At 44.9% G+C, this 23,737-nt stretch carries 23 protein-coding genes and 2 pseudogenes; 7 read left to right on the forward strand and 18 right to left on the reverse strand.

The annotated features are described in order from the left end of the window. Positions 1-170: 170 nt before the first annotated feature. On the forward strand, positions 171-977 hold the full coding sequence (locus G9F75_RS05000) for an NAD kinase (protein ID WP_017418362.1): 807 nt from the start codon (positions 171-173) through the stop codon (positions 975-977). Between the two features lie 16 nt (positions 978-993). Here G9F75_RS05000 and G9F75_RS05005 read toward each other — a convergent pair whose 3' ends face one another. The 5 genes from G9F75_RS05005 to G9F75_RS05025 form a co-directional block, all read right to left on the reverse strand. Further along, on the reverse strand, positions 994-2,589 hold the full coding sequence (locus tag G9F75_RS05005) for an amidohydrolase (protein ID WP_017418363.1): 1,596 nt from the start codon (positions 2,587-2,589) through the stop codon (positions 994-996). 23 nt (positions 2,590-2,612) lie between these two features. Beyond that, positions 2,613-4,199, reverse strand: coding sequence for an acyl-CoA synthetase MbcS (gene mbcS / locus G9F75_RS05010; protein WP_014418632.1), 1,587 nt, complete (start codon positions 4,197-4,199; stop codon positions 2,613-2,615). Positions 4,200-4,347: 148 nt separating this feature from the next. Continuing rightward, positions 4,348-4,569 (reverse strand): alpha/beta-type small acid-soluble spore protein, encoded by a 222-nt coding sequence (locus G9F75_RS05015; RefSeq protein ID WP_007408043.1) that lies wholly within the window; start codon positions 4,567-4,569, stop codon positions 4,348-4,350. 80 nt (positions 4,570-4,649) lie between these two features. Further along, a complete protein-coding gene (gene thiI / locus G9F75_RS05020) occupies positions 4,650-5,855 on the reverse strand; it encodes a tRNA uracil 4-sulfurtransferase ThiI (RefSeq protein ID WP_154817601.1) in 1,206 nt (401 codons plus the stop codon). Positions 5,856-5,858: 3 nt separating this feature from the next. Beyond that, complete coding sequence (locus G9F75_RS05025) at positions 5,859-7,004, reverse strand: cysteine desulfurase family protein (protein ID WP_022552830.1); 1,146 nt, start codon at positions 7,002-7,004, stop codon at positions 5,859-5,861. Between the two features lie 193 nt (positions 7,005-7,197). On the opposite strand from G9F75_RS05025, the gene brnQ reads away from it, so the two are divergent. Further along, positions 7,198-8,538 carry a branched-chain amino acid transport system II carrier protein gene (gene brnQ / locus G9F75_RS05030; protein WP_007613107.1) on the forward strand — a complete coding sequence of 447 codons (1,341 nt, stop codon included), beginning with the start codon at positions 7,198-7,200 and terminating at the stop codon, positions 8,536-8,538. Positions 8,539-8,651: 113 nt separating this feature from the next. On the opposite strand, the gene ezrA is transcribed toward brnQ, so the two are convergent. Further along, positions 8,652-10,343: a septation ring formation regulator EzrA gene (gene ezrA, locus G9F75_RS05035; protein WP_167408946.1), complete on the reverse strand. Its 1,692-nt coding sequence runs from the start codon at positions 10,341-10,343 to the stop codon at positions 8,652-8,654. Between the two features lie 195 nt (positions 10,344-10,538). On the opposite strand from ezrA, the gene hisJ reads away from it, so the two are divergent. Then, positions 10,539-11,351, forward strand: a complete 813-nt coding sequence (hisJ, locus tag G9F75_RS05040) for a histidinol-phosphatase HisJ (protein ID WP_070082212.1) — start codon at positions 10,539-10,541, stop codon at positions 11,349-11,351. Here hisJ and refZ read toward each other — a convergent pair. After that, complete coding sequence (gene refZ / locus G9F75_RS05045; RefSeq protein WP_007408038.1) at positions 11,341-11,964, reverse strand: forespore capture DNA-binding protein RefZ; 624 nt, start codon at positions 11,962-11,964, stop codon at positions 11,341-11,343. The genes hisJ and refZ overlap by 11 nt on opposite strands. A 125-nt stretch (positions 11,965-12,089) precedes the next feature. On the opposite strand from refZ, the gene G9F75_RS05050 reads away from it, so the two are divergent. Beyond that, a complete protein-coding gene (locus G9F75_RS05050) occupies positions 12,090-12,572 on the forward strand; it encodes a GAF domain-containing protein (protein WP_007408037.1) in 483 nt (160 codons plus the stop codon). A 34-nt stretch (positions 12,573-12,606) separates the two neighbouring features. Here the strand turns inward: G9F75_RS05050 and G9F75_RS05055 are convergent, their stop codons facing one another. Then, positions 12,607-14,355, reverse strand: coding sequence for a sensor domain-containing diguanylate cyclase (locus G9F75_RS05055; RefSeq protein WP_014418636.1), 1,749 nt, complete (start codon positions 14,353-14,355; stop codon positions 12,607-12,609). A gap of 290 nt (positions 14,356-14,645) precedes the next feature. Here G9F75_RS05055 and rpsD point away from each other — a divergent pair, with 290 nt between their 5' ends. Further along, complete coding sequence (gene rpsD, locus G9F75_RS05065) at positions 14,646-15,248, forward strand: 30S ribosomal protein S4 (RefSeq protein ID WP_003152406.1); 603 nt, start codon at positions 14,646-14,648, stop codon at positions 15,246-15,248. 254 nt (positions 15,249-15,502) lie between these two features. Next, positions 15,503-16,873 carry an aldehyde dehydrogenase gene (locus G9F75_RS05070; RefSeq protein WP_053284947.1) on the forward strand — a complete coding sequence of 457 codons (1,371 nt, stop codon included), beginning with the start codon at positions 15,503-15,505 and terminating at the stop codon, positions 16,871-16,873. Between the two features lie 137 nt (positions 16,874-17,010). On the opposite strand, the gene G9F75_RS05075 is transcribed toward G9F75_RS05070, so the two are convergent. From G9F75_RS05075 to G9F75_RS05095, 5 genes are all read right to left on the reverse strand, one after another. Next, complete coding sequence (locus G9F75_RS05075) at positions 17,011-17,568, reverse strand: SMI1/KNR4 family protein (protein ID WP_167408947.1); 558 nt, start codon at positions 17,566-17,568, stop codon at positions 17,011-17,013. An 18-nt stretch (positions 17,569-17,586) separates the two neighbouring features. Continuing rightward, complete coding sequence (locus G9F75_RS05080; RefSeq protein ID WP_167408948.1) at positions 17,587-18,132, reverse strand: HNH endonuclease signature motif containing protein; 546 nt, start codon at positions 18,130-18,132, stop codon at positions 17,587-17,589. 276 nt (positions 18,133-18,408) lie between these two features. Next, complete coding sequence (locus G9F75_RS05085; RefSeq protein ID WP_128496790.1) at positions 18,409-18,609, reverse strand: hypothetical protein; 201 nt, start codon at positions 18,607-18,609, stop codon at positions 18,409-18,411. Between the two features lie 172 nt (positions 18,610-18,781). Continuing rightward, entirely contained in the window at positions 18,782-19,450 is a 669-nt protein-coding gene (locus G9F75_RS05090) for a hypothetical protein (RefSeq protein ID WP_063636784.1), read from the reverse strand. A 121-nt stretch (positions 19,451-19,571) separates the two neighbouring features. Then, on the reverse strand, positions 19,572-20,159 hold the full coding sequence (locus tag G9F75_RS05095) for a hypothetical protein (RefSeq protein ID WP_128496792.1): 588 nt from the start codon (positions 20,157-20,159) through the stop codon (positions 19,572-19,574). 384 nt (positions 20,160-20,543) lie between these two features. On the opposite strand from G9F75_RS05095, the gene G9F75_RS05100 reads away from it, so the two are divergent. Continuing rightward, positions 20,544-20,960 carry a type II toxin-antitoxin system HicB family antitoxin gene (locus G9F75_RS05100; RefSeq protein ID WP_014418641.1) on the forward strand — a complete coding sequence of 139 codons (417 nt, stop codon included), beginning with the start codon at positions 20,544-20,546 and terminating at the stop codon, positions 20,958-20,960. A gap of 18 nt (positions 20,961-20,978) precedes the next feature. Here G9F75_RS05100 and G9F75_RS05105 read toward each other — a convergent pair. From G9F75_RS05105 to hmpA, 5 genes and pseudogenes are all read right to left on the reverse strand, one after another. After that, a pseudogene (locus G9F75_RS05105) lies at positions 20,979-21,460 on the reverse strand (sigma-70 family RNA polymerase sigma factor). Next, a complete protein-coding gene (locus G9F75_RS20270; protein WP_014418643.1) occupies positions 21,453-21,695 on the reverse strand; it encodes an XtrA/YqaO family protein in 243 nt (80 codons plus the stop codon). The pseudogene G9F75_RS05105 and the gene G9F75_RS20270 overlap by 8 nt, the downstream one beginning before the upstream one ends. A gap of 159 nt (positions 21,696-21,854) precedes the next feature. Continuing rightward, complete coding sequence (locus G9F75_RS05115; RefSeq protein ID WP_014418644.1) at positions 21,855-22,025, reverse strand: hypothetical protein; 171 nt, start codon at positions 22,023-22,025, stop codon at positions 21,855-21,857. Beyond that, positions 21,994-22,299: pseudogene (locus tag G9F75_RS05120) on the reverse strand (DnaB-like helicase C-terminal domain-containing protein); the annotation flags it as partial. The pseudogene G9F75_RS05120 and the gene G9F75_RS05115, both read right to left, overlap by 32 nt. A 103-nt stretch (positions 22,300-22,402) precedes the next feature. Then, a complete protein-coding gene (gene hmpA, locus G9F75_RS05125; protein WP_104842751.1) occupies positions 22,403-23,593 on the reverse strand; it encodes an NO-inducible flavohemoprotein in 1,191 nt (396 codons plus the stop codon). Positions 23,594-23,737 lie beyond the last annotated feature (144 nt).

Here is a 23,737-nt window from a genome sequence, read left to right on the forward strand (position 1 = left end):
CTTTTCTGTCAATATTCGTACGTTCCCCCGTAAAAAAAGATTCATTTTTTTCATGAAGCGCTTTCCCTTAACGGATAAACAGGAAACATGTTACACTATTGCCACAGGTATTTTAACACAATACCTGCTGGGAGAAAAACGTAAATATGACAGCAAAGGGGAATGGGGATATGACCGATCTTCGCCGCAATGTTTATTTTTTTCACAAACAAAACAACGAAACAAAAGAACAAGTCAGCTCTTTGAAGCAGCTTGCTGAATCGCACGGTTTTACAGTTGCGGCTCAACCGGAGGATGCCGGAATTATCGCCAGCATCGGCAGCGACGGCTCATTTCTGCAAGCCGTCAGAAAAACCGGATTCCGTGATGACTGTCTGTATGTCGGCATCGCTAAAAAAGGGAAAGCCCATTTGTACTGTGATTTTCACAGCGATGAGCCTGAAAAAATGGCGGCCAGCATGACCGCGGAACAGCTTGAGGTCAGAAAATACCCGCTCATTCACGTAACGGTGGACGGCAGCAATCATTTTCACTGTTTAAACGAGGTTTCCATCCGTTCAAGCATTATTAAAACGTTTGTGATGGATGTGTTAATTGATGATCTTCATTTTGAGACGTTCAGAGGAGACGGGATGATCATTTCCACCCCGACGGGCAGCACCGCCTACAATAAATCTGTTTCAGGCGCCGTTGTTGATCCTTTGATTTCCTGCATGCAGGTATCCGAACTGGCGTCGTTGAACAACAACACATACCGTACACTCGGATCTCCGTTTATTTTAAGCTCAGACCGGAAGCTGACACTGCAGGTGGTGCAAGACGGCAATGAGCATCCGATTATCGGGCTTGATAATGAAGCGCTCAGCACGCGGAATGTCAAAAAGGTTGAGATTAGACTATCCGATAAAAAAATCAAAACGGTGAAACTGAAAGACAACTCTTTCTGGGAAAAAGTAAAACGATCATTTTTATCATAAAAAAAGAGGACGGGCATCAGCGCCTGTCCTCTTTTTCATATACGATACGGCCGCCGACGACGGTTTTGACCGCTTCCAATTCATGAAGCTTTTTCGGGTCCGTCATGAACGGATCACCGCTGAGTACGGTAAAGTCGGCATCATAGCCGGGGGCGATCCGTCCGCGGCTATGTTCTTTATGGATGATGGCCGCGCTTCCCTCCGTGTAAAGCTGAATGGCTTCGTACACGGTCAGGCACTCTTTTTCATAATAGGCCGGACCTTCCGGGTGCTGCTTGCTTGTACGGAGCACAGCCGATTGAATGCCCAGAAGCGGATCGGCCGGCTCAATCGGGGCATCTGAACCTCCGGCGCACAGCAGCCCTTTTGACAGCAGTGTTTTCCAGGCGAAAGCCGTTTTCATCCGCTCTTCTCCGAGCCGGTCAATCACCCACGGAAAATCACTGGCCACAAAATGCGGCTGAAGATCAAGTCCGATCGGCAGCCGGGCGGCTCTTTCAATCAATCCGTCATCTAATACTTGCGCATGAATGAGCCTGTCTAGCTGTCCGGGCTTTGCCGGGTATCTTTCGATAACATCCAGCACCTTTTCAAATGCAAGGTCGCCAATCGCGTGCACGGCAATCTCCATCCCTTTCTCTCTCGCTTTATAAACAAGAGCGGCAAGGGTTTCGTCATCATGCACCTGAACGCCGGAGACTGACGGATCATCGTGATAAGGCTTTTTCAATAGAGCGGTTCTGCCGCCGAGCGCGCCGTCAGCAAAAATTTTCATCGCTCCGTATTCCAGATAAGGTCCGATCGATTTATCCAGAGCGCTCCAGCTGTCGACGGCTTCGTGATGTACGAGCAGATGGGCGCGAAAAGGATAAAGGCCGCTGCCGGTTAACGACTCGTACGCGGCAACGGGAATGGACGCGTCTCCGTAGTATGCCAGATCTTCTGAATGCCCGCCGGTCAGGCCTTTTGACCAGCAGTCCGTAATCGCCGTTTGAAGCGCGCGTTTGACATAGTGAAGTGAGACGGGCGGCAGGGCCTGTGTCACAAGCTCTTGGGCTTTATCCAGCAGGAGGCCTGTCGGACCGGTTCCGTCCCGGACGATAATCCCGCCGTATGGATCAGGTGTTTCGTTTGTAATTCCCGCCGCGCGCAATGCGGCCGAATTAACCGCCGCGGCGTGCCGGCATACCCGCTTCAGCAGGACGGGGCGGTCGGGAAAGAGCAGGTCAAGGTCATGCTTCGTGACGTAAACCGGCCGTTCAAACAGATTTTCATCCCAGCCTTCGCCGATCAGCCATTCGCCATCTTCCAATTCACGCTCTGCTTCTTTTGCAGCCCGCAGTATCGCTTCTTTTGACGTCAGCTGCGACAAATCGAGGCGAAGCTGTTTTTCCCCGTGCCCGATTAAATGCATATGACTGTCCGTAAACCCCGGGAACATGACAGCTCCATGTAAATCGATTTCCTCCGTATCAGGCGAACCGTATGTTCCTTGGAGTTCCCGGAAGCTGCCCGTCTGCCTGACGACGCCTTCTTCGGTATAAACGGCTTCAGTGACATGATTCTTGTCCAGCATTGTATAGATGGTGCCGCCGTGCCAAATCGCTTTCATCCCCGCTCACCCTTTATCCTGTATTATGCTTTTTTATCAGCCTTCAGCCGTTCTTCACGCTGTCTCAGCTCCACACGTCTGATTTTTGCGGACGCCGTTTTCGGCAGGCTTTCGACAAATTCAATTTCTCTCGGATATTTATAAGGCGCCGTAATCGTTTTTACGTGGTTTTGCAGTTCTTTGACAAGTTCGTCACTGCGCTTTTCATCGTCTTGTAAAACGACATAAGCTTTTACGATTGAACCTCTGATTTCATCCGGGCTCGCCACGACGGCACATTCTTTCACTTCCGGATGCTTCACGAGCGCGTCCTCTACTTCAAAAGGCCCGATTGTATATCCGGAGCTGACGATGATGTCATCATTGCGGCTTTCAAACCAAAAGTAGCCGTCCTCGTCTTTTTTCGCGCGGTCTCCTGTAAGAAAGTAATCTCCGCGAATCTGCTTTTTCGTTCTTTCGGGATCTTTATAATATTCCTTGAATAAGGCCGGTGTGCTCAAATGCACGGCGATATCGCCCGTTTCGCCAGTTTCGCATATTTCGCCTTTATCGTTTATAATCTCCACTTGATTTCCAGGGGTCGGTTTGCCCATGCTTCCCGGCTTAATATCCATGTCCTTCAGGACGCCGACTAACAGGGTGCTCTCCGTTTGGCCGTATCCGTCTCTCACTTTAATGCCGAAATGCTTCCGGAATACGTCAATGACTTCCCGGTTTAATGGCTCACCAGCAGAAACTGCGCTGTGAAGGGCAGAAAGATCATATTTGTCCAACTCCTCCACTTTTGCCATCAGGCGGTATTCCGTCGGGGTACAGCAGAAGACATTTACTTGATGGCGCTCCAGCAGCTCTAAATACGTCTTGGCGTTGAATCTGCCGTGATAAATGACTCCTGTCGCGCCGCTTCCCAGAATTGCGAGCAGCGGGCTCCACACCCATTTCTGCCAGCCGGGCGCCGCGGTGGCCCACACTGTATCGTCTTCAGAAATATCCAGCCATGCACCGGCTGATGTTTTTAAATGGGCAAAGGCCCAGCCGTGTGTATGTACAACGCCTTTAGGCTGGCCGGTCGTGCCTGAAGTATAGGACAAAAACGCCATATCTTCTCTTGTTGTATCAGCTGTTTGAAAACTGTCTCCGTCCGCTTCAATCGTTAGGAGGTTTTTCCAGCCGGCATCATTTTCACCGATTGACAATGTCACCAGCTGCCCGGTATTCACCTCGTCAAACGCGTTTATAAATGAAGGATAAACGATAGCGCCTTTCACTTCGGCGTGTTTGATCCGGTATTCAAGGTCTTTGGCGCGCAGCATTTCCGAGCAAGGAATGACGACCATCCCCGCTTTTAAGATCGCTAAATAAACGGCATACGCTTCAAGCACTCTCGGAACCATGACAATCAGCTTATCGCCTTTTTCAAATCCGAGACCTTTCAGGCGGGCTCCGATTTTATTCGTTTCTTCCATCAATTTTTCATACGTCCAGACTTTCTTGCCGCCTGTTTGATCTTCCCAAATAAGCGCGTTCTTCTCTTTGGAACGGCTGAACTTTTCGATTTCATTTACAAGGTTATAGTTCTTTGGGGCGATTAAATCTTCTCGTTTTAACACGAACAACTCCTCACTTTCTTTCCCCATTATACATAAACATAGGCCATTACAATAAAAATATGCATAAATTGCTTCCCGCCTTCTATCTATACTCATGAAAAAAGAGCGGGGAATTCCCCGCTCTCTTAGCCATTATGTGAAGTTGTGATTAAAACTGCTGCTGGCTGCTTCCGCCCATGCTTTGCTGAGCAAAAGAGACAAGACGTTTTGTGATTTCTCCACCGACAGAACCGTTGGCGCGAGAAGTTGTTTCCGGTCCAAGGTTTACACCGAATTCAGAAGCGATTTCATACTTCATTTGGTCGATAGCTTGAGCAGCGCCTGGCACTAAAAGCTGGTTGCTGTTTCCGCTGTTTGATTGTTGTGACATGTGTATCACCTCCTTGTGAGTATAGAATGTGATAAAACACATGTCTTCATTCAAAAAAACTTTGGTAATTGTATACAGTTTTAAAACAGGCCGGCAAACTTATCGTGAGCTTCCTGCTCTGAGTAAACAGTGATGGTTTCGATGCCCGCAGCGGCCTCTGCAATCAGCGGTTCAAAATCAACGAAGCTTTCGAAGTGCTCGATTTTTTCTTTTTTCGGGCGTGTTTTCGGACTTGGCGGCGTAAAGATGGTGCAGCAGTCCTCAAACGGCTGAATGCTTGTTTCATACGTGCCGATTTCTTTTGATTTCTCGATGATTTCTGTTTTGTCCATTCCGATTAAAGGGCGCAAAACCGGCGTTGCCGTCACGGCATTGATCGCATACATGCTTTCAAGCGTCTGGCTCGCTACCTGCCCGAGGCTTTCTCCCGTAATGATCGCGAGCGCTTTCCGTTCTTCTCTGATTCTGTCCGCGATTTGCAGCATAAGACGCCGCGTCGCCGTCATCGTATAGTTCTCCGGGATTTGTTTTTGGATGAGTTCCTGCGTCTTTGTAAACCGCACGATATGAAGCGTCATACTGCCGCCGAACTTCGCGAGGCATCCCGCGAGATCCATGACTTTCTGCTTTGCCCGTTCACTCGTATACGGCGGACTGAAGAAATGTACGGCTTCAACTGATAATCCCCGTTTCATCGCGTAAAAACCGGCGACCGGACTGTCAAAACCGCCGGAAAGCATCAGCATCGCTTTACCCGCGGAACCGACAGGAAGGCCTCCGGCGCCTTTTTCGTTACGAATGGTCAGGAATGTCGCTTCCTCCCTGATTTCAATCCGAAGCGGAATATCGGGATGTTTCACATCGACGGTTAATCCATCCGTGTTTTTCAAAATATGCCCGCCGATTTCAGCGTTCATCGCATTCGTATCTAATTCAAATTGTTTGTAAGCCCGTTTCGTCTCGACCTTAAACGTATTCCCCGGTTTATATTCGCCTTCTATCGCGGCTAAAGCCGTTTTTTTAATGTCTTCCAGCTTGCTTTCGCATTTAATTGCGAGACTAAAGCTTTGAATGCCGAATATATTCTTTAATAAGGAACAAATTTCCTCCGGGTTTTCTCCATTAAGTGTAATTGACATCCGGTCCCGGTTTGAAAAGTATTTTACTTTTTTATAATCCTTTAATACCAGGCGGATATTCTGTTTTAATCTTTCAATAAAACTGCGTCTGTTTTTTCCTTTTGTGGATATTTCACCAAAACGGATTAAAATATGATCGTAATTCATATGCTACCTCATCATTTTTTTTAGTTTTTGAACAGCCGGCACCAACGCGGCCATAAACGGCTCCGTGATGTCAGCCGTATGGCTGAAGTTCAGGCTGACTCTTATGCTGCTTGATGCAATCTGTTCGCCTTTATTCATTTGCAGAAGAACACGGCTCGGTTTGTGCTCTCTTGCCGAACATGCCGCGGTTGTGGAGACATATATTCCTTTTTCCTCAAGCATGTGCAGCAGCACTTCCGCCTTCACGCCCGGAACGGAAAAATTAATGATATGCGGCGCGCTGTTTTCGGCGGGGGTGTTGATGACGACCCCGTCCGTCCCGCTCAGCCTTTCCATGAGCGCATTCTTGGCAGCCTCCACGGAAGAAAGCCGCTCGTTCATGTCACGCGCGGAAAGATTGATCGCTTTCGCAAGGGAAACGGCGCCTGCCGTGTGTTCCGTTCCGGCGCGGACGCCTTTTTGCTGCGAGCCGCCCGTGATAAGCGGAATGAGCCGCGTTCCTTTTTTGACGATAAGCGCTCCTGTCCCTTTTAAGCCGTGAAACTTATGCCCTGAAACGGTGCAAAGGTCAATGCCCGCTTCTTCTATAGACAGCGGAACTTTATGAATGCCCTGCACATGATCAACATGAAACAGAATATTCCGGTGCTGCTTCAAAAACCCGCCGATTTCCTTTACAGGCTGAATGGAGCCGACTTCGTTATTGACATGCATGACGCTGACGATTATCGTATCCGGCCTGATAGCCGATTTGACGTCTTTCAAAGAAACGAAGCCGTTTTGATCGGCCGGAAGATATGTGACTTCAAAGCCGAACAGCTCTGTCAGCTGATCAAGCGTCTCCGTCACAGAAGGATGCTCAATCGCCGAAGCAATGATATGTCTTCCTTTACTCATGTTTGCCCAGGCTGCTCCCTTTAACGCAGCGTTATTCGCTTCAGTCGCGCCTGATGTAAATACAATATCATAATTTTTTAAACGCAAGGTTTTTTTTATTTGCTGAGCGGCCGCTTCAAGGAGCTGTTCCGTCTCAGTTCCTAACTGGTGCAGAGACGAAGGATTGCCGAAATACCGGCTGCTCGTCTGTTTGTACACATCCAATACCTCTTCATACGGCTCGGTCGTTGAGCTGTTGTCTAAATATATCATTTTTTTTACTCCTTTAATGAAAACGGTACATCGTATGATATTTATGCTACCATAACAAAAGTAAATATAAATTCGCAATAAATCGAGTATTGACTTCTCTGTACATTGCCATATAATAAGTAATGTTCGTTTTGTTATATTATCTGACAATTAATTGACAGAATATTTCAACATAGTATTTAGGAGGATTTTTATGAAACACTCACTACCTGTCAAAGATACCGTTATTATCGGTTTCATGCTTTTCGCACTTTTTTTCGGGGCAGGAAATATGATATATCCGCCGGAGCTCGGGCAAGCGGCGGGGCATAATGTCTGGAAAGCGATGGGCGGTTTCTTACTGACCGGCGTAGGTCTGCCGCTTTTGGGTATTATCGCCATCGCATTAACGGGCAAAGACGCGAAAGGGCTTGCCGATAAAGCTCATCCGGTATTCGGGACTATTTTCACCGTTGTTCTTTATTTATCAATCGGGCCGCTTTTCGCGATTCCGAGAACCGGAACCGTTTCATATGAAATCGGTGCAGTTCCGTTTTTAAGCGGCATTCCGGAAAGATTATCTTTATTTGTTTTCACGTTGATCTTTTTTTCTATTACGTATTATTTAGCTCTTAATCCTTCCAAAATCGTTGACAGAGTCGGAAAGATTTTGACTCCTATTAAATTCGGTATTATTTTAATCATCGTCGTAAAAGCCATTGTCACTCCGATGGGCGGGCTGGGCGCCGTACATCAGGCATATTCCGGAACGCCTGTGTTCAAAGGATTTTTGGAAGGCTATAAAACAATGGACGCGCTCGCCTCAATCGTCTTCGGCGTCGTTGTCGTCAACGCTGTTAAAAGCAGGGGCGTCACCCAGCGTAAAGCGCTCGCCGCCGCTTGTATTAAAGCGGGTCTGATTGCAGCGGCAGGTTTGACATTCATTTATTTATCTTTGGCCTATTTGGGAGCGACAAGCACGGACGCTGTGGGGCCGATCGGCGAAGGCGCAAAGATTTTATCAGCTTCATCAGATTACCTGTTCGGTTCACTGGGAAACATCGTTCTCGGCTCTGCCATCACCGTTGCGTGTTTAACGACAAGCATCGGGCTTGTCACATCTTGCGGCGAATATTTTTCAAAATTGATTCCCGCTTTATCATACAAAATGGTGGTTACGATTGTCACGCTGTTCAGTCTGGCGATTTCAAATTTCGGACTTGCTGAGATTATTGCATTTTCAGTTCCTATTTTATCAGCGATTTACCCGCTGGCGATTGTCATTATCGTCCTTTCCTTTATTGATAAAATCTTTAAGGAAAGACGGGAAGTCTATATCGCCTGCCTGATCGGAACGGGGCTGTTCAGTATCTTGGACGGTTTGAAGGCAGCAGGCATTCCGCTCGGATCATTAGATTCATTCTTAAACGCAAATCTTCCGCTTTACAGCATGGGAATCGGCTGGGTGCTTCCGGGCATTGCCGGAGCGATCATCGGCTGCATCATCACGTTTTTTACCAGCCCGCCCATCGAATTAAATAAAGCAAAATCGTAACATTCAGCGCTTGCGGCTTGACGTATATCAGCCGCAGGCGCTTTTTATATTCCGTGAGAAACTAAAAAACTGCACCTCTGATTTCCATCAGGGTGCAGTTTTTGCTTGTGCGTCTATGAAGCAGACTGATCAGCTTTAATTTTTTTCACGGCGCCGGGAGCTGCTTTTTCAACAGCATCTGCCGCCATCTCATAAGCTTCATTATAGCTGAAAGCGTAAAACAGCCGTTCCGCTTCTTTAAGCTGTTCGGATAAAATATGATTCTGGCTTCGGAAGCGGTTGCCGTACTGGATGATCCGCTCAATCAGCTTCACCTGAATCACAAGATCTTCCGCCTCTTCGCTGACTTCCTCAACCACCTTTTCGGCTTCGGTCAGATGTTTGGCGGCTTCCTCCATGTTCAGCGGCAGCACTTCCAATTGGCTGACGGTTTCTTCTATATGATGATTTGCCGCCTCGAGCTTGTCCTTGACTTGTTCAGGAATTCCCGGCACGTTGCTTTTTTGCAGCATTCGGGCCGTGTCAGAAATGGTTTTCCGAAGATGCATCAGCGTTTCCCGCGCCTGCAGTTCTTCTTTTCTGAGCGCCTGCAGATTTTCACGGTATTCGGCATGTTCTTTCTGAGCCTCTTCCATCTGCTTTTCAATGGCCTCGACTTCTTCAATCAGCAGCGAGTAAGCGACATGCTCACCGTCAAGCTTTTCTCTCGCCTGCTCAAGGAGCCGGCCGATCGTTTCCAGCTGTTTTTCGAAGGCATGCTGTCTGCCGATTTCACCCGCCGTCAGCTGATAGCTTTCCTTGACGAGCTCCGTTTCGGTTTTTGTGCGGTCTTTTTCTTCCTCAAGCTTTTCATACGCGATGATCAGCTCAGGCATTTTGCTTAATACGGACTGTCCGGCTTCCACTTCGCCTTCCAGCTGGTCATACATCGATTGAATGGTTTCATCAATCAGCTGAAGAATGGCGGACGCTTCGTCGACATCCAATTCTTCCAAAAGCGCGTTTTCGGCCCGTTTCAATTGATTTGTGAGTGTATCCAGCTCTTTTTCGATTTGAATATGCTCCAATTTGTAGCCTTTTTCCGTCATTTCCCGGTAGCCGTCTTTCAGCTTGGCAATTTGGTTCGGCACGGTCTGTTTACAGTCCGCAAGCAGTTTCGGAACGTCATCTATGTATGTCTGAAGCTGATCCAGTCTGCGGTCCTGTTCAAGCAGCACTTTTCTCGCTTTGATGTAATTGCCGCTTTCCGTCTCTTCTTCGAACTCTTTTATGCCGCTCCAGATTTCGTCGAGATCCGTCTCCAGGCTGTTATAAAGCTCTCCGTAGAGATGGCTGTACGCCAGAAGGTTTTTCCTCGCTTTTGAATACCGCTCACGCACCTGTTCAATCTCTCCGCGGCTTTTTTCCTCGCTCGTCACAAGGTCGCTGATCTCACGCAGTATGCCTTCTATATTTGATTCGGCTGCAGTGAGGAGGTCGTCGATGTGGACAAGCACCTGATTCGCTTTTTTAAACCGGTATTTGTCGGCGTTCTCTTCGGCATCATAAAGGAGCTCTTCTACTTTCGGCAGATGGGCTGTGACAATTTCATCCCACTCCTCGCGCCATCTTTCAAAGAACTCTTCCGTCTCTCCGGTCATTTTCAGATGTTTGATCTTGGACATTTCTTCCACTATCGAACGGTTTAAAATTTCAATCTTCCATGACTCCAGCCGGTCAATTTCCGTATAAATTTTTTTCCTGAAAAAGTAGCCCGCCGCAAAGAGCGCGAGCAGTATAACCAATAATCCGATGACTAACTCCATAATGAGCCCCCTTGTTGTTCTCTTAATCTGTCAGGGTGTTTTATGTATTCAGAAAGATTTCAATATATGTATTGAGAAAATCTGTCGTTTTCATTGTTATTATGATACCATGTAACCAACATTTTTTGACCAGAAATCAAAAACTTTTTGCATAATTTCGGCAGGATTCTGCAATTTTTTAATGGAGTGACACAAATGGAAAAACGAGACGCTCATATCCACACGCCTTTTTGCCCTCACGGCTCGAAGGATGCGCTGAAACAATATGTCGAAAAGGCCCTGGAAAGAGGCTTTGACTCGATCACATTTACAGAGCACGCCCCCCTTCCTCCGTCATTTCAAGATCCCGTACCGCTTCAGGACAGCGCGATGGATCTCAGACAGATGGAGGTTTATTTGGAGCGGCTGTCACAGCTGAAAAAGGAATACGATGGACAAATCAGCATTCTGACTGGGCTAGAAACCGATTTTATCACAGGGTATGAAGAGGAAACCGCGGCGTTTCTGAACACGTACGGCCCCTCACTGGATGACGGCATTTTATCCGTTCATTTTTTGAAGACCGGTCCGTCTTATATCTGCCTCGATTTTGACGAGCACGCCTTTCAGCAGCTCGCCGCGCACTTCGGAAGCGTTGAAGCCGTATATGAACAATACTATGAAACTGTGTATTCTTCCATTGTAACACCGCTCGGCCCCTTTAAGCCAAAACGGGTCGGCCATATCACGCTCGTCAAAAAATTCGCGCGCCTTTTCCCTTACAGCATGTCACCTCAAATAAGAGAGCTTGCGGCCCGCTGTCTTGACGCCGTGAAAGAACACGGAATGGAGCTGGATGTGAATACATCCGGGCTCAGAAAGAAGTTTGCCGGGGAAGTATACATGGAGGATTGGATGGCTGAGACGGCGAAGCAAAAAAAAATCCCGCTCATATTCGGGTCGGACGCCCATCAAGCGGAAGATGTCGGCAGTTCCTATGAAACGTACAAAAGCATCATTACTTCATAAGCGCCGCATCAGGCCGTCGGAACACGCTTTCGATCCAGATCTTCACCTCTTCAAAATACCTTTTATAAAAGTACGGTTCATGAGGCTGCATATAGAGCACCTCGGTAATGTATTGAGGCTGAAGATACGGCATCATCAAGAGGGATTTCAATTGCAGAATAAAATGCGGCACGGGCAGCGTCAGCCGTCTGTGGCGTGACTGCCCTTCTTCAATCACCAGCTGGAAAATATATTTTTCTTTCATTAAGTAAGTAGACATAATTTCCCTGATAAGCACGGAATCAATCGTTACTTCCCGATATACAAACCGCGTTAATTGACGGTTATCGTGCTGATAGGATAAAATATCGAAAATCACCCGCAGGATGCGTTCCTGCGCGTCTTCACCGTTCATACTGACGGCGGCTTTTTCCAGCGCTTCAGTATAGCCTTCGTAAAACTCGGAAACTAAATGTTCCATTAATCCGCCTTTCCCTTTAAAATAGTAGGAGATGTGCGCAACATTTACATCAGCTGACTTTGCGATTTCACGGACGGACGTGCCGGAATAACCTTTTTGGTTAAACAGCTGGACAGCGGCGTTAATAATTTTGTCTTTGGTGCTTACTTTCATACGGCTCACCCCTTTATGTGTAACAATTCAAGCAGAAAGGCGCCGTTCCTGTAAGAACTTCTCGACAAATGCCGGCAGAACGGCCGGAACTTTGTTTGATATTATAGAAAAAGTGAGGGTTTTCCATGTTTCATGTCGAAAAACAATCCGGAGATAAAGAAAAAAGTTATCAGCTTCTGCTTAAACAGCTCGAAGCCATGACAGAAGATGAAACGGATGCGATCGCAAATTACGCGAATGCGTCAGCGCTTTTATACCATTCATTACATGAAGTCAACTGGGCGGGGTTTTACTTCGCTAAAGAGGGCGAGCTCGTGCTCGGACCGTTTCAAGGACTTCCTGCCTGTGTGCGCATTCCGTTCGGCAGAGGCGTATGCGGCACTGCCTACTCTAATGGCGACGTGCAGCGGATTGCCGATGTGAATGCGTTCCCGGGACACATCGCCTGTGACGCGGCTTCCCAGTCAGAAATCGTTCTCCCGATCCGCGTAAACGGTGAAGTGATCGGTGTGCTGGACATTGACAGCCCCGTGAAAAACCGTTTTGATGAAACGGACGAAACCTATTTAGCAAAGTTCGTTGAAACGCTTGAAAAACGATTAGGATAAAAAAAGGAGCCCGGCCGGCAGGCCGGCTCCTTTTTTATGTCGTCGTGCTGTTTTGATGGATGATCAGCCGGTTTTTGCCGTTCCGTTTGGCGATATAAAGCGCCTCATCCGCTTGCTGAACGAGCAATTTCAACGGCATCGGGCCGGACTTTGACCAGCAGGAAACGCCGCAGGAAATCGTCACGCGCGGCTCGGTGTTTTCCCGGATGGCGCGAACCAGCCTTTTAGCGATGCGTTCTCCGGATGACACGTTGATATTCGGCAGATAGACAGCCAGCTCCTCGCCCCCCCACCTTGCAGCGACATCATGCTCACGAATATGGTTCTTCATAACGGAGGCCACCTGAATCAGGATCGAATCTCCCGTTTGATGACCGTATGTATCATTAATATTTTTGAAATTATCGATATCAACGAGGATGAATACACCCCGTTTATGAATTTTCATGCTGTATTGAATTTTCTCATCCAAATAGGTTCTTGAATACAGCTCCGTCAGCTGGTCTGTCTGAACAAGATGCTCAAGCCTGTCGCGCAGCATGGAGTTCGTGACCGCCAATGTCGCATGGTGAATGAGCGCTTGAAAAAGCTTATACATTTCAAACGTAAAAGCATACAAATCCTTTTTCAATAAAATCGCGAACCCGAAGACGGTGTCATTTTCGATCATCGGCACCGCCATCAGCGAGCCGTAGCCGTTTTCGCCGAATACAGTCTTTCCGCTGCCGATAAACACGCCCTTTTCTCCCTCGAACAGCTTTTCTTTCACAATGCTGATATAAGGGTTCGCACGTTCTGTCTTAAAAAAAGCGGTATGTCCCGGAAGCAGATTTTGCGTCTCAAAATGATCAATATGAAAAAAAGCCACTTCTTCCGCATGAAACGATTGGGTCATAATGGCGGCGAGCTCCCTCATCGTATCAGTGAGTCTGAGGCGCTGATTCAGCTGGCGCGATGTTTCATTAATGAGCTCCAGATTCGCAATGCTTTTTTTCGATTGCTCATAGAGCTGCGCATTTTCAAATGCTTTTCCCGCTGCGCCCGCAAGCAGCAGCATTTCACTGAGAGTACTGCACGAAAGAACGGCATCCTGCAGCCCCTCCGTCTTCAGAACCCCGTAAGTCCCCTGCTGGCCTTTGATCGGCAGATAAGCAGATGACCTGCCTTTTCTGAGCAGTCTCCCCGATAAATAAACCTTCAGGGCAGACGGATCGGCATCTTTTCCTTCCATATGTAATTCTTTTGCGGGAAGCTGTCTGTCCGTATCCTGATCCTGCGTGATAAACAGTGAAAAACGGAAAGACCGGAAAGCCGTACTCAAACTTGCCTGCAGTTTTTCCAAAACCTCATTTTGGTCCAAAAGCGAATGGAACATTTCTGTCATTCTGTGAATTTTCCGCTGATGCTTCGTTTTGTCAAACAGCCCGCTTTGTCTCACAGATTGATTAATAAACTGAGTAACGATCTCAGGCAATGATTCCGGGATCGGCAGCCCGCCTTCCGAGCACAGATAAAAGGATCTGCCGGACGTCTGATTCCTGATCATAAAACGGCCGTCGCTCTCTTTCAGCGGAGCATAATGCGGTTCATCTTCTGTTTTTATGGTGAAACGTGTTGATTCTGCCGGTGAAAGGGTCAATGAAAGAGATGTAAAGCAGGATTCTAGAGCTGAGGCCAGCCATAACAGCGAGTCGGATAATGAGACGGATTCAGATTTCGTTAAGAAAAAAGAAAGCATTTTCTGATGAAAGGCCGTCACTTCATCAATTGTTTGTTTTTTCATTTTTATCACCTAAACATGTACTACTCATTTTTGTACATTATATCATAAACCGGCACTCTTCATGGAGAAATGGTTGACGGCGGCGGGGAAAAATCATATAATGTTCTTTGTGTGAAATATTGCAGCCTTTTTGTTCAGCTTCTGTGTTTGCATTTTGTTCCTTAGCTGTAAGGTGTATCGTGTAACTCTCTGCTGCTGGAGCGAGGATACATGAAAACAAAATGTGCACGGTCGGATCGAACAGACGGTTTTTATTTTCCACAAAATAAAACCAAAGGAGGAGTCACATTATGGCTCGCTATACAGGTCCATCTTGGAAACTGTCTCGCCGTTTAGGAATCTCTCTTAGCGGTACAGGTAAAGAATTAGAAAAACGCCCTTACGCACCAGGTCCCCACGGTCCGGGACAGCGTAAAAAACTATCAGAATACGGTTTGCAATTGCAAGAAAAGCAAAAACTTCGTCACATGTACGGTGTAAACGAACGTCAATTCCGCACATTGTTTGACAAAGCTGCAAAAATGACTGGTAAACACGGCGAAAACTTCATGATTCTTTTAGATGCACGTCTTGATAACGTTGTGTACAAGCTCGGTCTTGCGCGCACTCGCCGTCAAGCACGCCAATTAGTTAACCACGGTCACATCCTTGTTGACGGAAGCCGCGTTGACATTCCGTCTTACCAAGTAAAACCTGGTCAAACAATCGGTGTTCGCGAAAAATCAAGAAACCTTTCTATCATCAAAGAATCTGTAGAAGTAAACAACTTCGTTCCTGAGTACCTTACTTTCGACGCTGAAAAGCTTGAAGGTACATTCACTCGTCTTCCAGAGCGCTCTGAGCTTGCTCCGGAAATTAACGAAGCGCTTATCGTTGAGTTCTACTCCCGTTAAGTAAAACGCTCTTTAAAGAGCATTGGATTAAACCCCGGACATGTTGTAATGACAATGTTTCCGGGGTTTTTCTTTTGGGCTGTCAGAATAATGGACAGATGCTCCCTCTCTTTATTAAAAAAAGCCCCTGTCCGGGGCTTTTTTTATGTGCCTACTGGCTTTTCAGCTACATGTACATTAGAAACCCCCATTTGACAAGCAGAAGAAATTTTCCACATAATAAATCACCATACCTTACAAAAAGGAGAGACGAAATGAACAGCATCCCCTCTATCGTCAGCAAGCACAAAGCCTATTTTGCGGCGGGGCATACGAGACAGCTAGAATCGAGACTGAACATGCTGCAAAAGCTGAAACAAGCCATCAAAACACAAGAAGCCGATATAACAGCCGCTCTCTATCAGGATCTCCACAAATCCGAACAGGAGTCGTACACAACAGAAATCGGAATTGTACTGGAGGAAATCAGTTTTGTGATGAAGCGGCTTGGGAAATGGATCAAACCGAAACGAGCCAAAACGCCTCTGACTCACCTAGGCTCCAAGAGCATCATCATCCCTGAGCCGTATGGAACCGTTTTGGTGATTGCGCCTTGGAACTATCCCTTGCAGCTGGCGCTTTCACCCTTGATTGGAGCCATTGCGGCCGGAAACACAGTCGTTCTTAAACCGTCAGAATATACGCCGGCGGTTTCCGCTGTTCTTTCCAAACTCATCAGCAGCGTTTTTCCGAGTGACTATGTCGCTATGGCGGAGGGCGGACCCGACGTCAGCACTGTGTTATTACAGCAGCCCTTTGACTATATTTTCTTCACCGGAAGCGTTGCCGTGGGAAAAATCGTCATGGAGGCCGCCGCCAAACAATTAATTCCCGTTACCTTGGAGCTCGGCGGCAAAAGTCCCTGCATTGTCCATAAGGATGCTGATATACAGCTTGCCGCCAAACGCATCGTCTTCGGGAAATTTACAAATGCAGGGCAAACCTGCATCGCACCGGATTATTTATTTGTCCACCAAGATATCAAAACGAAGCTCACAGAAGAAATGAAGCGTTCGATCAGCGAATTTTACGGCCCTCAGCCTGAACAAAATCCGCAGTACGGCAAAATCGTCAGTGAACGCCACTATCAGCGGCTGCTCAGCTTTCTGCATGATGGCATCCCGCTCACAGGCGGACAATCTGATCCCGCTCATCATAAAATTGCGCCGACCATTCTCGAACAAGTGAGGGATGACTCTCCAGTGATGCAGGAGGAGATTTTCGGGCCGATTCTTCCGCTCTTTACATACCGTGATATCGGGGAAGTCATTGAGAAAGTCCAATCACGCCCAAAGCCGCTCGCCCTGTATCTCTTCACCACAAACAAAGAAACTGAGCGCGCTGTTTTAGAGAATCTGTCGTTTGGCGGAGGCTGTGTCAATGATACGTTAATGCATGTTGCGACGCCGTATTTGCCATTCGGCGGCGTCGGGGAAAGCGGCATCGGCAGCTATCACGGATTTGACAGCTTTAACACGTTTACGCACAAAAAAAGCGTCGTCAAACAAACGAACCGCTTCGACTTCGCTTTCCGTTATCCTTCTTCCAAAAACGGGCTGCGAATGATTCGGAAAATACTTAAATAAAAAAGCGCAGAGTATCTGCGCTTTTTATAAATCCTCTATACACCAATTAATCGGTTCGTCTCTTAAATTAAACCTATTTTTAAAAGTTCAAATCGAAGTCTAATAGTAAAAATGAACCAACCCAACTGTAGGAAAGGTTAATCCTCATCACCCTGGTGAGTCCTATAATAATTTTCAGCAGTGTAGATATTCCATTCCCAAAAACTTGATCCCTGAGATAAAATATACCTATCTAAAAATATCTCAAAATTAAGTTGCATTGGTTCATACTCGACAAATCCGCGGAACCATAAATAGTTTGGATCTGTGGATATTTTGGTTTTGTCAATTAACAAATAACATCCGTCTAACAGATGTGCGACGGGAATAAACTGAGGCTTTAAAAAACCATTTTGCATATACTTTTCAATCTCTTCTACATTAAGAATATGCAAACCCCCACCTACATTCTCACCGTAAATCAACAAATCAAATATTCTGGCTCCGTTATGCAATTTTAAAAAGGTTTTATAATCTTCAGGAAGTGAGACTTTTATTTTCTTCTCAAAACTCTCAATCTCCAGATCTGTTGCACCTTTAGAGAAAGTACATTCTGTTTCTAAAAGAGTTCCTTCATTCCCTAAAATTTTTAAGCGGCCTTTTTCATCAATTAATTCTTTTAGACCCTGGATCGTTTTTTCAACAAAAACTGCCATTGAGCCACCTCTTACTTATTAATATTTATCCCTCCAAGGATTTAATAGATTTTGGTGCATATCACGAGGGAGAGGATACAAATTATTAAAGTTATTTTTTCCCCCATACTTTAGCGGAAGCACATGGTGAATATCGAATGAACTCCAATTCCACTTCGGATCACCGTATGTGTCGATGTACTTCTTTATATAGTTACCTCGATCCGTTCTGCTATCCCATTTAGCTCTTTTATCGACAGGTACAGCCGGGAAATTTGCTTTAGCCGGTAAGGGCATTGTTTTTTTGCTGTGAGTATTTATTATCTCTGGATACAGCATTGCTATTTTATTCGCAAGAGCAGGAGCCAATGTTCCAGTTGAAGTATCAGGAAGTGAACCTTTCCAGCCGGCTACCGAAGTATGTTGGGACATAAAAAACTTTGTCTTTTTAGGATAATACGACTTTGAATATGATTTACCTGCTTTAACATCCTTCCCTAAAAATTCTCTATTATGGAGAAAAAACCTTCCATATTTTCCGCTATAAGTGTTACTTTCATATAATCGTTTTTTCCTTCTCCCCACCGCTTCTTTCCGGGTTCCTCCTGTTGTGGCACTTTAAACAGATCGTTTTATGATTATCAAGATCAAATGCCCCGCTTGGATCATCTCTTAATGTGTTGAGATTGTGGACCGTATTTGCCTCCTATTAATCCACGACGACGTCACTCACAACACAAATAGCCGTCCCTAATTAGAACGGCTTTTCTTACCCGCTTCCAGCTTGCTGTATTATAGATTTTGTCTAATTCGTCACGTTGCCTTGCCATGCTTATTCCTTTTCTGATTCACCTGAACAGACTACACACGACAAGCAGAAGAACGTGAGCGCAATAAACCATGACGTTTCAAATGGGTGCGCATAAATTGTTTCCATGCTCTATCTCCTTTACTCAACATAATAAAAGCTTCAGTGGAAAGCGGCTTGGGCGTTGGCATCCTTTCAGCCGCACACCTCAGATTCTTTCCTAATTCCTCAAAGGCTTGACTAATTGTTTTCATGTAATCCCTCCAATCATATTCTTTCTAAACTGCCCCCGCACTCAAGCCGTTAACCGCCAATTGTTTATCCTGAGAATCACCGGGTGAAGTTTACAGAGAATATAAAAAAGCGCCTCATTTTGAGGCGCTAGCATAATTATAGATTTAATTTCAAGATTTATCTCAGTTATAGTTATTTATATTTATTCATAGACATGCTCACGTATATTTCATTTGCTTCTTCAGCTGTTATACCGAACTTTTTGCTTGCAAGTTCAGCAACCATTGAATCATGTATCTCAGGGGTGTAATTCTCCCCGTAATTTGTAATTCTATTAAATTCGTTTTCCATGTAATCATATATGATTTGGTCACTAGATGATTGAGTCTCTTCTTCTGATAAATTTTCTTTACTTTTCTCTTTCTCATCCTCCACATCAAAAATAACTTCATCGTTTTTTTCTAACTGATTCAAAGAATAACCATCTTTAAAATCAATTGTATAATCATCGTTGTTATACTTGGCATGTAATTCATCTACTGAACAAGTATACTTATCCCCACAACTGATCTTATAAGAAAAGCCTTTATCCTTAATTAACTCATAAACTTGGTAAAGAGTTTTATATTTTTCTTTATCAGAGAGTTTATTAAATTTCTTATTCATGGATAAATTAATTTTAAATTCATAATATTTTTTTATTGAGTTTGTATATTCTAAAGTTGGCTCCCCACTAAGATATTGTGATAATGATTTATTTTTTGATAGCTCTTTTAAAAAAGTTTCAGCCTCTTTTGTTTCTAGACCACAACCGGATAGAACAAAAATTAGTATAGGAATAATTATAAATATTTTTTTCAATCTGCTTCCCCTCCCACCTTATTATCAGTGAAAGAGCGTAATGAAGGAACTGTTTGCAAAATTTGTCGAACGATTCACCAGAGTTGTTTACATGGAATATAAAAAAGCACCCCGAAGATTGCTATTCTGTTCTTTTATATTTTCTATACTTTTGTTTTACTCTCTCTTTTCCATTATTCAACACAGTGTAAATATCTCTGCATTTTTCCATTGCAGCATGCGCCTCTTTATAACTCAATTTTTCATTTTGCAAATGTAAGAACTTCTGGTGAAATTCAATTAATTCTACCAATTCATAATCAATATATTTGTAAACAATATCTTTTTGTGCCGTTAGAACTTTGTTAAATTCTATAACACTTCTTCGTATATGCCTTGCCTTAATATCTTCATCCATATAACAATGTTCTAAAAAGAAAAAGCTATTGAAACTAGGTGTTAGAAAACTCATTAAAACATTTATCTTGGTCAAAGTTTCAGTCACAGTGCTCATAAAAATTTCTTTTTCTCTGTGCTGAATCTGAAGTTTGACACCATAATATGTAATTGCACCTCCTAATATTGCACCAGTAAAAGCAATTAACCCAGCCCATATAGTTTCTTTATCTTTAAAAAACATATTTAATATTCCTGAGTAAAGTAGCAAATCTCCAAGAAATAAAGAAACAATAACAAATATGAATATGATGTTTTTAATATTAAGTCTCAAATTAGATCCCTCCTTCCTTATTATCGGTAAAGGAGAGCGATAAAGGAACCATTTGAAAAAATTTGTCGAACAAAAAGTTCCTTTCACAAATTAGACTCAACCGCAAGACAAAAAATGCTTTTTTTCACAAATAAGTATCAACACGTATAAATAATACGCATTATAATCCTATATGTAAGGAAGGGAAACATGAAATTATCAAGAGATATCGTAAAGATACTTACTAAAGGTGAGTAGTATTTAAAGCGGGTTGTTGGTAGTCATCACCACTTTAACATCCAACCAAACCGGGCACGGTAACAGTCCCACATCCAAAAAAGACTTCAAACCCAGCACACTAAATTCTATACTTAAACAACCCCCTTGTAAGGAGGTTTTATATATATGGCAAAGTATTTATTTCCGGCGATTTTTGATGCAGGAGAAAACGGAAGCGACGGCTACACAATTACCTTTCCCGATTTACCCGGCTGCATTTCAGAAGGCGAGAACGTGGATGATGCTATGATCATGGCAAAAGATGCGCTCGAAGGCTTTCTATATGGCATGGAAGAAGACGGCGAAGACATCCCTTCCCCCTCCGCTCCAAAATATATCAAAGTGCCGGCAACCGGTTTTGTTGTTATGGTAAGCGCCTGGACAGATATTGTCCGTGATGAAATGGAAAACAAAGCGGTGAAAAAGACACTTACTGTACCTAAATGGCTGGCGGAAGCAGCAGAAAAAGAAGGTGTAAACTTTTCGCAGCTTCTTCAATTTGCATTACGTGAGCGGCTTGGCATTAATAAAAGATCATCATAAAAAAGACAGCCTGTTAAGCTAAACAAAAAGGCTGTCATTTGCTCTATTTTTCATTTTTAAGAGGGATCGTTCAATATTCTTTTGGACGGTTCCTTTTTTTATATTGAGTAAAGCAGCTATTTCTTCATAAACATATTTTGCACAGCGTGCATGATAAAAATATCTTTCTCGCGGTCTGTCAGTACAGATAAAGATCGCTATTCTTTCCCTGTTCCAATCGCTTGCCTCTCCATCAGGGTCCTGAACGATTGCATATTCTTCCGGCAGCGCATCAATTAAACGCGGATCAGAAAGGATCGTCCTTTTATACGCATCCCTGCGATCAGCACCACGGCGGGCGCCGGGTTGTCTTCCGTTCTGCAGCCATTCGATTGTATTCAATGTCGCTTATCATGCCGCCAATAATCTTTTTATCGCTGTTTTGTTCAGCGGTTAAGAGACTGTCAGCAACCTCCGATAACTGCCGGTACATCTTTCAATGCGCTTTTATATTCAATGATTAAATCTTACATATGTTTCCTCCTGTTTAATTCCCCTTAAATAAGCCGCTTCCGGAAAACAAAAAAACGGACACCAATCAGAGCACAGTAATTCTGTACAATGATCAGTGTCCGCAGGCTTTCCGTCTTGGACTTGTATCCAATTAAACAATTCTCCTTCGTCCCATTTAACGCGGGTGATCTTGCCATGATTTGTAATTATCTTTGTTTCCCTGTATGTGGGGAGCGGAGCCATCCTTGCAGCTCCATTGGATAGAATAACCGCAAAGTAACCGTACTGTGTCGTGTCTATGACAAGTTTATCTCTTTATATGATCTAAACTGATTAATCTCATACTGTTTCCTCCTTTAAATCCGTTGTTCGTATACCAACAAATAAGCGTTCATCCCGTCTTTAAATTTCTCTTGTAAATAAAAATTCAGCACCTCTTCCGAATCCTGCAGCCGCACCGTTTTTTTTCTCGCACACCAAAAATTCGATCAGCAGGATAAGTGAGTAATAATTGTTTCGGAGCGCTGCTTCATACCAATCTCTAATCGTCAAAACGCCGCTCCAAGTTGACAAAAAGCCCGTACTCTTTGATGAACACGAGTGAAACAGTTCCGACCGGGCCGTTTCGCTGCTTGCCTATTTGATCTCAATAAATTTTTGCTCTCACTTTCCTTGTCGTAATAATCATCCCGATAAAGAACCCCAATGACATCCGCGTCCTGTTCAATGTGTCCCGATTCTCTTATGTCTGACATCATCGGTCGTTTATCCTGCCGCTGTTCAACGCCCCGTGAGAAAGCTGACTGAGAGCAATCACGCTAATATCCAACTCTCGGCTCATGTGTTTTTAACATGCGGCGGCACTTAATTCAATCGTTCCTTGCAAGAGAATAAAAAAGCACCCAATCCGGGTGCTTCATACATTAAAATCATCGTCCTTCCTTCTTCCATCACACCATACTCAGCTGGGGTTCGAATAATTCATAGTGAATGGATTCCGGCGGTGTATTGAATTCAGAAATCAGCTTTTTCATTTCTTTAATGAACGACGGTGATCCGCACAGGTAAAAATCAGCATCTTTATCTGTCATCACTTCTTCTAACAGCTTTTTGTCAATCCGGCCTTCCCGAAAACGAATGTTTTCTGAACGGTCTTGTTCGGACGGCTCGCTGTAAATAAAGAGGGTGTCAACGGATGAGTGTTCCGCGGCTTCTTCAGCCTCATGCCGCAACGCATGATACTCTCCGCTCCTTGCCGCATGGATAAAGAGAACGTTTCGCTGCGGCTGGGTTTTGGCAACCGTCTTTAACATGCTGATCATCGGAGTAATTCCGACACCGGCACTGATGAGAACGAGATTCTTTTTGGAATCAGGGTCTAATACGAAATCCCCGGCCGGAGCGCTGATCTCAATTGAATCCTTTTCGTGTAATTGGTCATGCAGATATGAGGAAACAACCCCTTCTTTTTTAACGGAAATCCGGTAATAATCCTTACCGGACACGTCGGATAAGCTGTACTGGCGGATATGCGTATAGCCCGTGTCCGGAATGTATACTTTTACACTGATATACTGCCCCGCTTTGAATTCGGGGAGAACTTGTCCGTCTTCCGGTTTTAAATAAAACGACGTTATCTCCTTGCTTTCTTTTACCTTTTTATCAATTGTAAACGCCTTATAGTCTTTCCAGCCGCCTTTTTGCGTTTCCGCTTGTTCATACATGTCCTTCTCAATTCCGATAAAAGCGTCTGCAATGACGCCGTATGCTTTTTCCCATGCCTGAATGACCTCAGGAGCGGCCCCGTCTTTTAGCACATCCTTTATCGCGATTAACAAGTACTTTCCAACGATTGGGTAATGCTCGGGCTTAACACCGATACTCCGGTGCTTATGGCTGATTTGTTTGACGACGGGAACGATGTTTTCCAGCCGGTCAATATTGGCTGCGGCCGCGATCACAGCATTCGACAAGGCCGTACGCTGTGTTTTTTTCTTTTGATTTGTCTGATTAAAGATATTCAGCAGCTCAGGGTGATGCTGAAACAGCAGGTCATAAAATCGGCCTGTGATTTCTTCACCATGCTCTTCTAAGACCGGCACTGTGCTTTTAATGATTTCAATCGTTTTTTCATCGAGCATTCTGAAATCCCCCTAAAGATGTATGCATCTCGATTGACCTGAGAAAAGAATCGTTTTTGAATTCTTTTTTATAGATTTCCCCGCTCAAAAAGGGTTAACCGTTCCAATTTGAGGCGGATTCAGGAAAAACCAGAAAAACGAAAT

The sequence above is a fragment of the Bacillus sp. EKM208B genome (assembly GCF_011800725.1).
Taxonomy (GTDB): Bacteria; Bacillota; Bacilli; order Bacillales; family Bacillaceae; genus Bacillus; species Bacillus velezensis.

Excerpts from the sequence above, each read along its gene's own strand:
- G9F75_RS05000 (WP_017418362.1), top strand. The coding sequence starts at position 171 with ATGACCGATCTTCGCCGCAATGTTTATTTTTTTCACAAACAAAACAAC.
- G9F75_RS05005 (WP_017418363.1), bottom strand. The coding sequence starts at position 2,589 with ATGAAAGCGATTTGGCACGGCGGCACCATCTATACAATGCTGGACAAG.
- G9F75_RS05015 (WP_007408043.1), bottom strand. The coding sequence starts at position 4,569 with ATGTCACAACAATCAAACAGCGGAAACAGCAACCAGCTTTTAGTGCCA.
- thiI (WP_154817601.1), bottom strand. The coding sequence starts at position 5,855 with ATGAATTACGATCATATTTTAATCCGTTTTGGTGAAATATCCACAAAA.
- G9F75_RS05025 (WP_022552830.1), bottom strand. The coding sequence starts at position 7,004 with ATGATATATTTAGACAACAGCTCAACGACCGAGCCGTATGAAGAGGTA.
- brnQ (WP_007613107.1), top strand. The coding sequence starts at position 7,198 with ATGAAACACTCACTACCTGTCAAAGATACCGTTATTATCGGTTTCATG.
- ezrA (WP_167408946.1), bottom strand. The coding sequence starts at position 10,343 with ATGGAGTTAGTCATCGGATTATTGGTTATACTGCTCGCGCTCTTTGCG.
- hisJ (WP_070082212.1), top strand. The coding sequence starts at position 10,539 with ATGGAAAAACGAGACGCTCATATCCACACGCCTTTTTGCCCTCACGGC.
- refZ (WP_007408038.1), bottom strand. The coding sequence starts at position 11,964 with ATGAAAGTAAGCACCAAAGACAAAATTATTAACGCCGCTGTCCAGCTG.
- G9F75_RS05050 (WP_007408037.1), top strand. The coding sequence starts at position 12,090 with ATGTTTCATGTCGAAAAACAATCCGGAGATAAAGAAAAAAGTTATCAG.
- G9F75_RS05055 (WP_014418636.1), bottom strand. The coding sequence starts at position 14,355 with ATGAAAAAACAAACAATTGATGAAGTGACGGCCTTTCATCAGAAAATG.
- rpsD (WP_003152406.1), top strand. The coding sequence starts at position 14,646 with ATGGCTCGCTATACAGGTCCATCTTGGAAACTGTCTCGCCGTTTAGGA.
- G9F75_RS05070 (WP_053284947.1), top strand. The coding sequence starts at position 15,503 with ATGAACAGCATCCCCTCTATCGTCAGCAAGCACAAAGCCTATTTTGCG.
- G9F75_RS05075 (WP_167408947.1), bottom strand. The coding sequence starts at position 17,568 with ATGGCAGTTTTTGTTGAAAAAACGATCCAGGGTCTAAAAGAATTAATT.
- G9F75_RS05085 (WP_128496790.1), bottom strand. The coding sequence starts at position 18,609 with ATGAAAACAATTAGTCAAGCCTTTGAGGAATTAGGAAAGAATCTGAGG.
- G9F75_RS05100 (WP_014418641.1), top strand. The coding sequence starts at position 20,544 with ATGGCAAAGTATTTATTTCCGGCGATTTTTGATGCAGGAGAAAACGGA.
- G9F75_RS20270 (WP_014418643.1), bottom strand. The coding sequence starts at position 21,695 with ATGGCTCCGCTCCCCACATACAGGGAAACAAAGATAATTACAAATCAT.
- hmpA (WP_104842751.1), bottom strand. The coding sequence starts at position 23,593 with ATGCTCGATGAAAAAACGATTGAAATCATTAAAAGCACAGTGCCGGTC.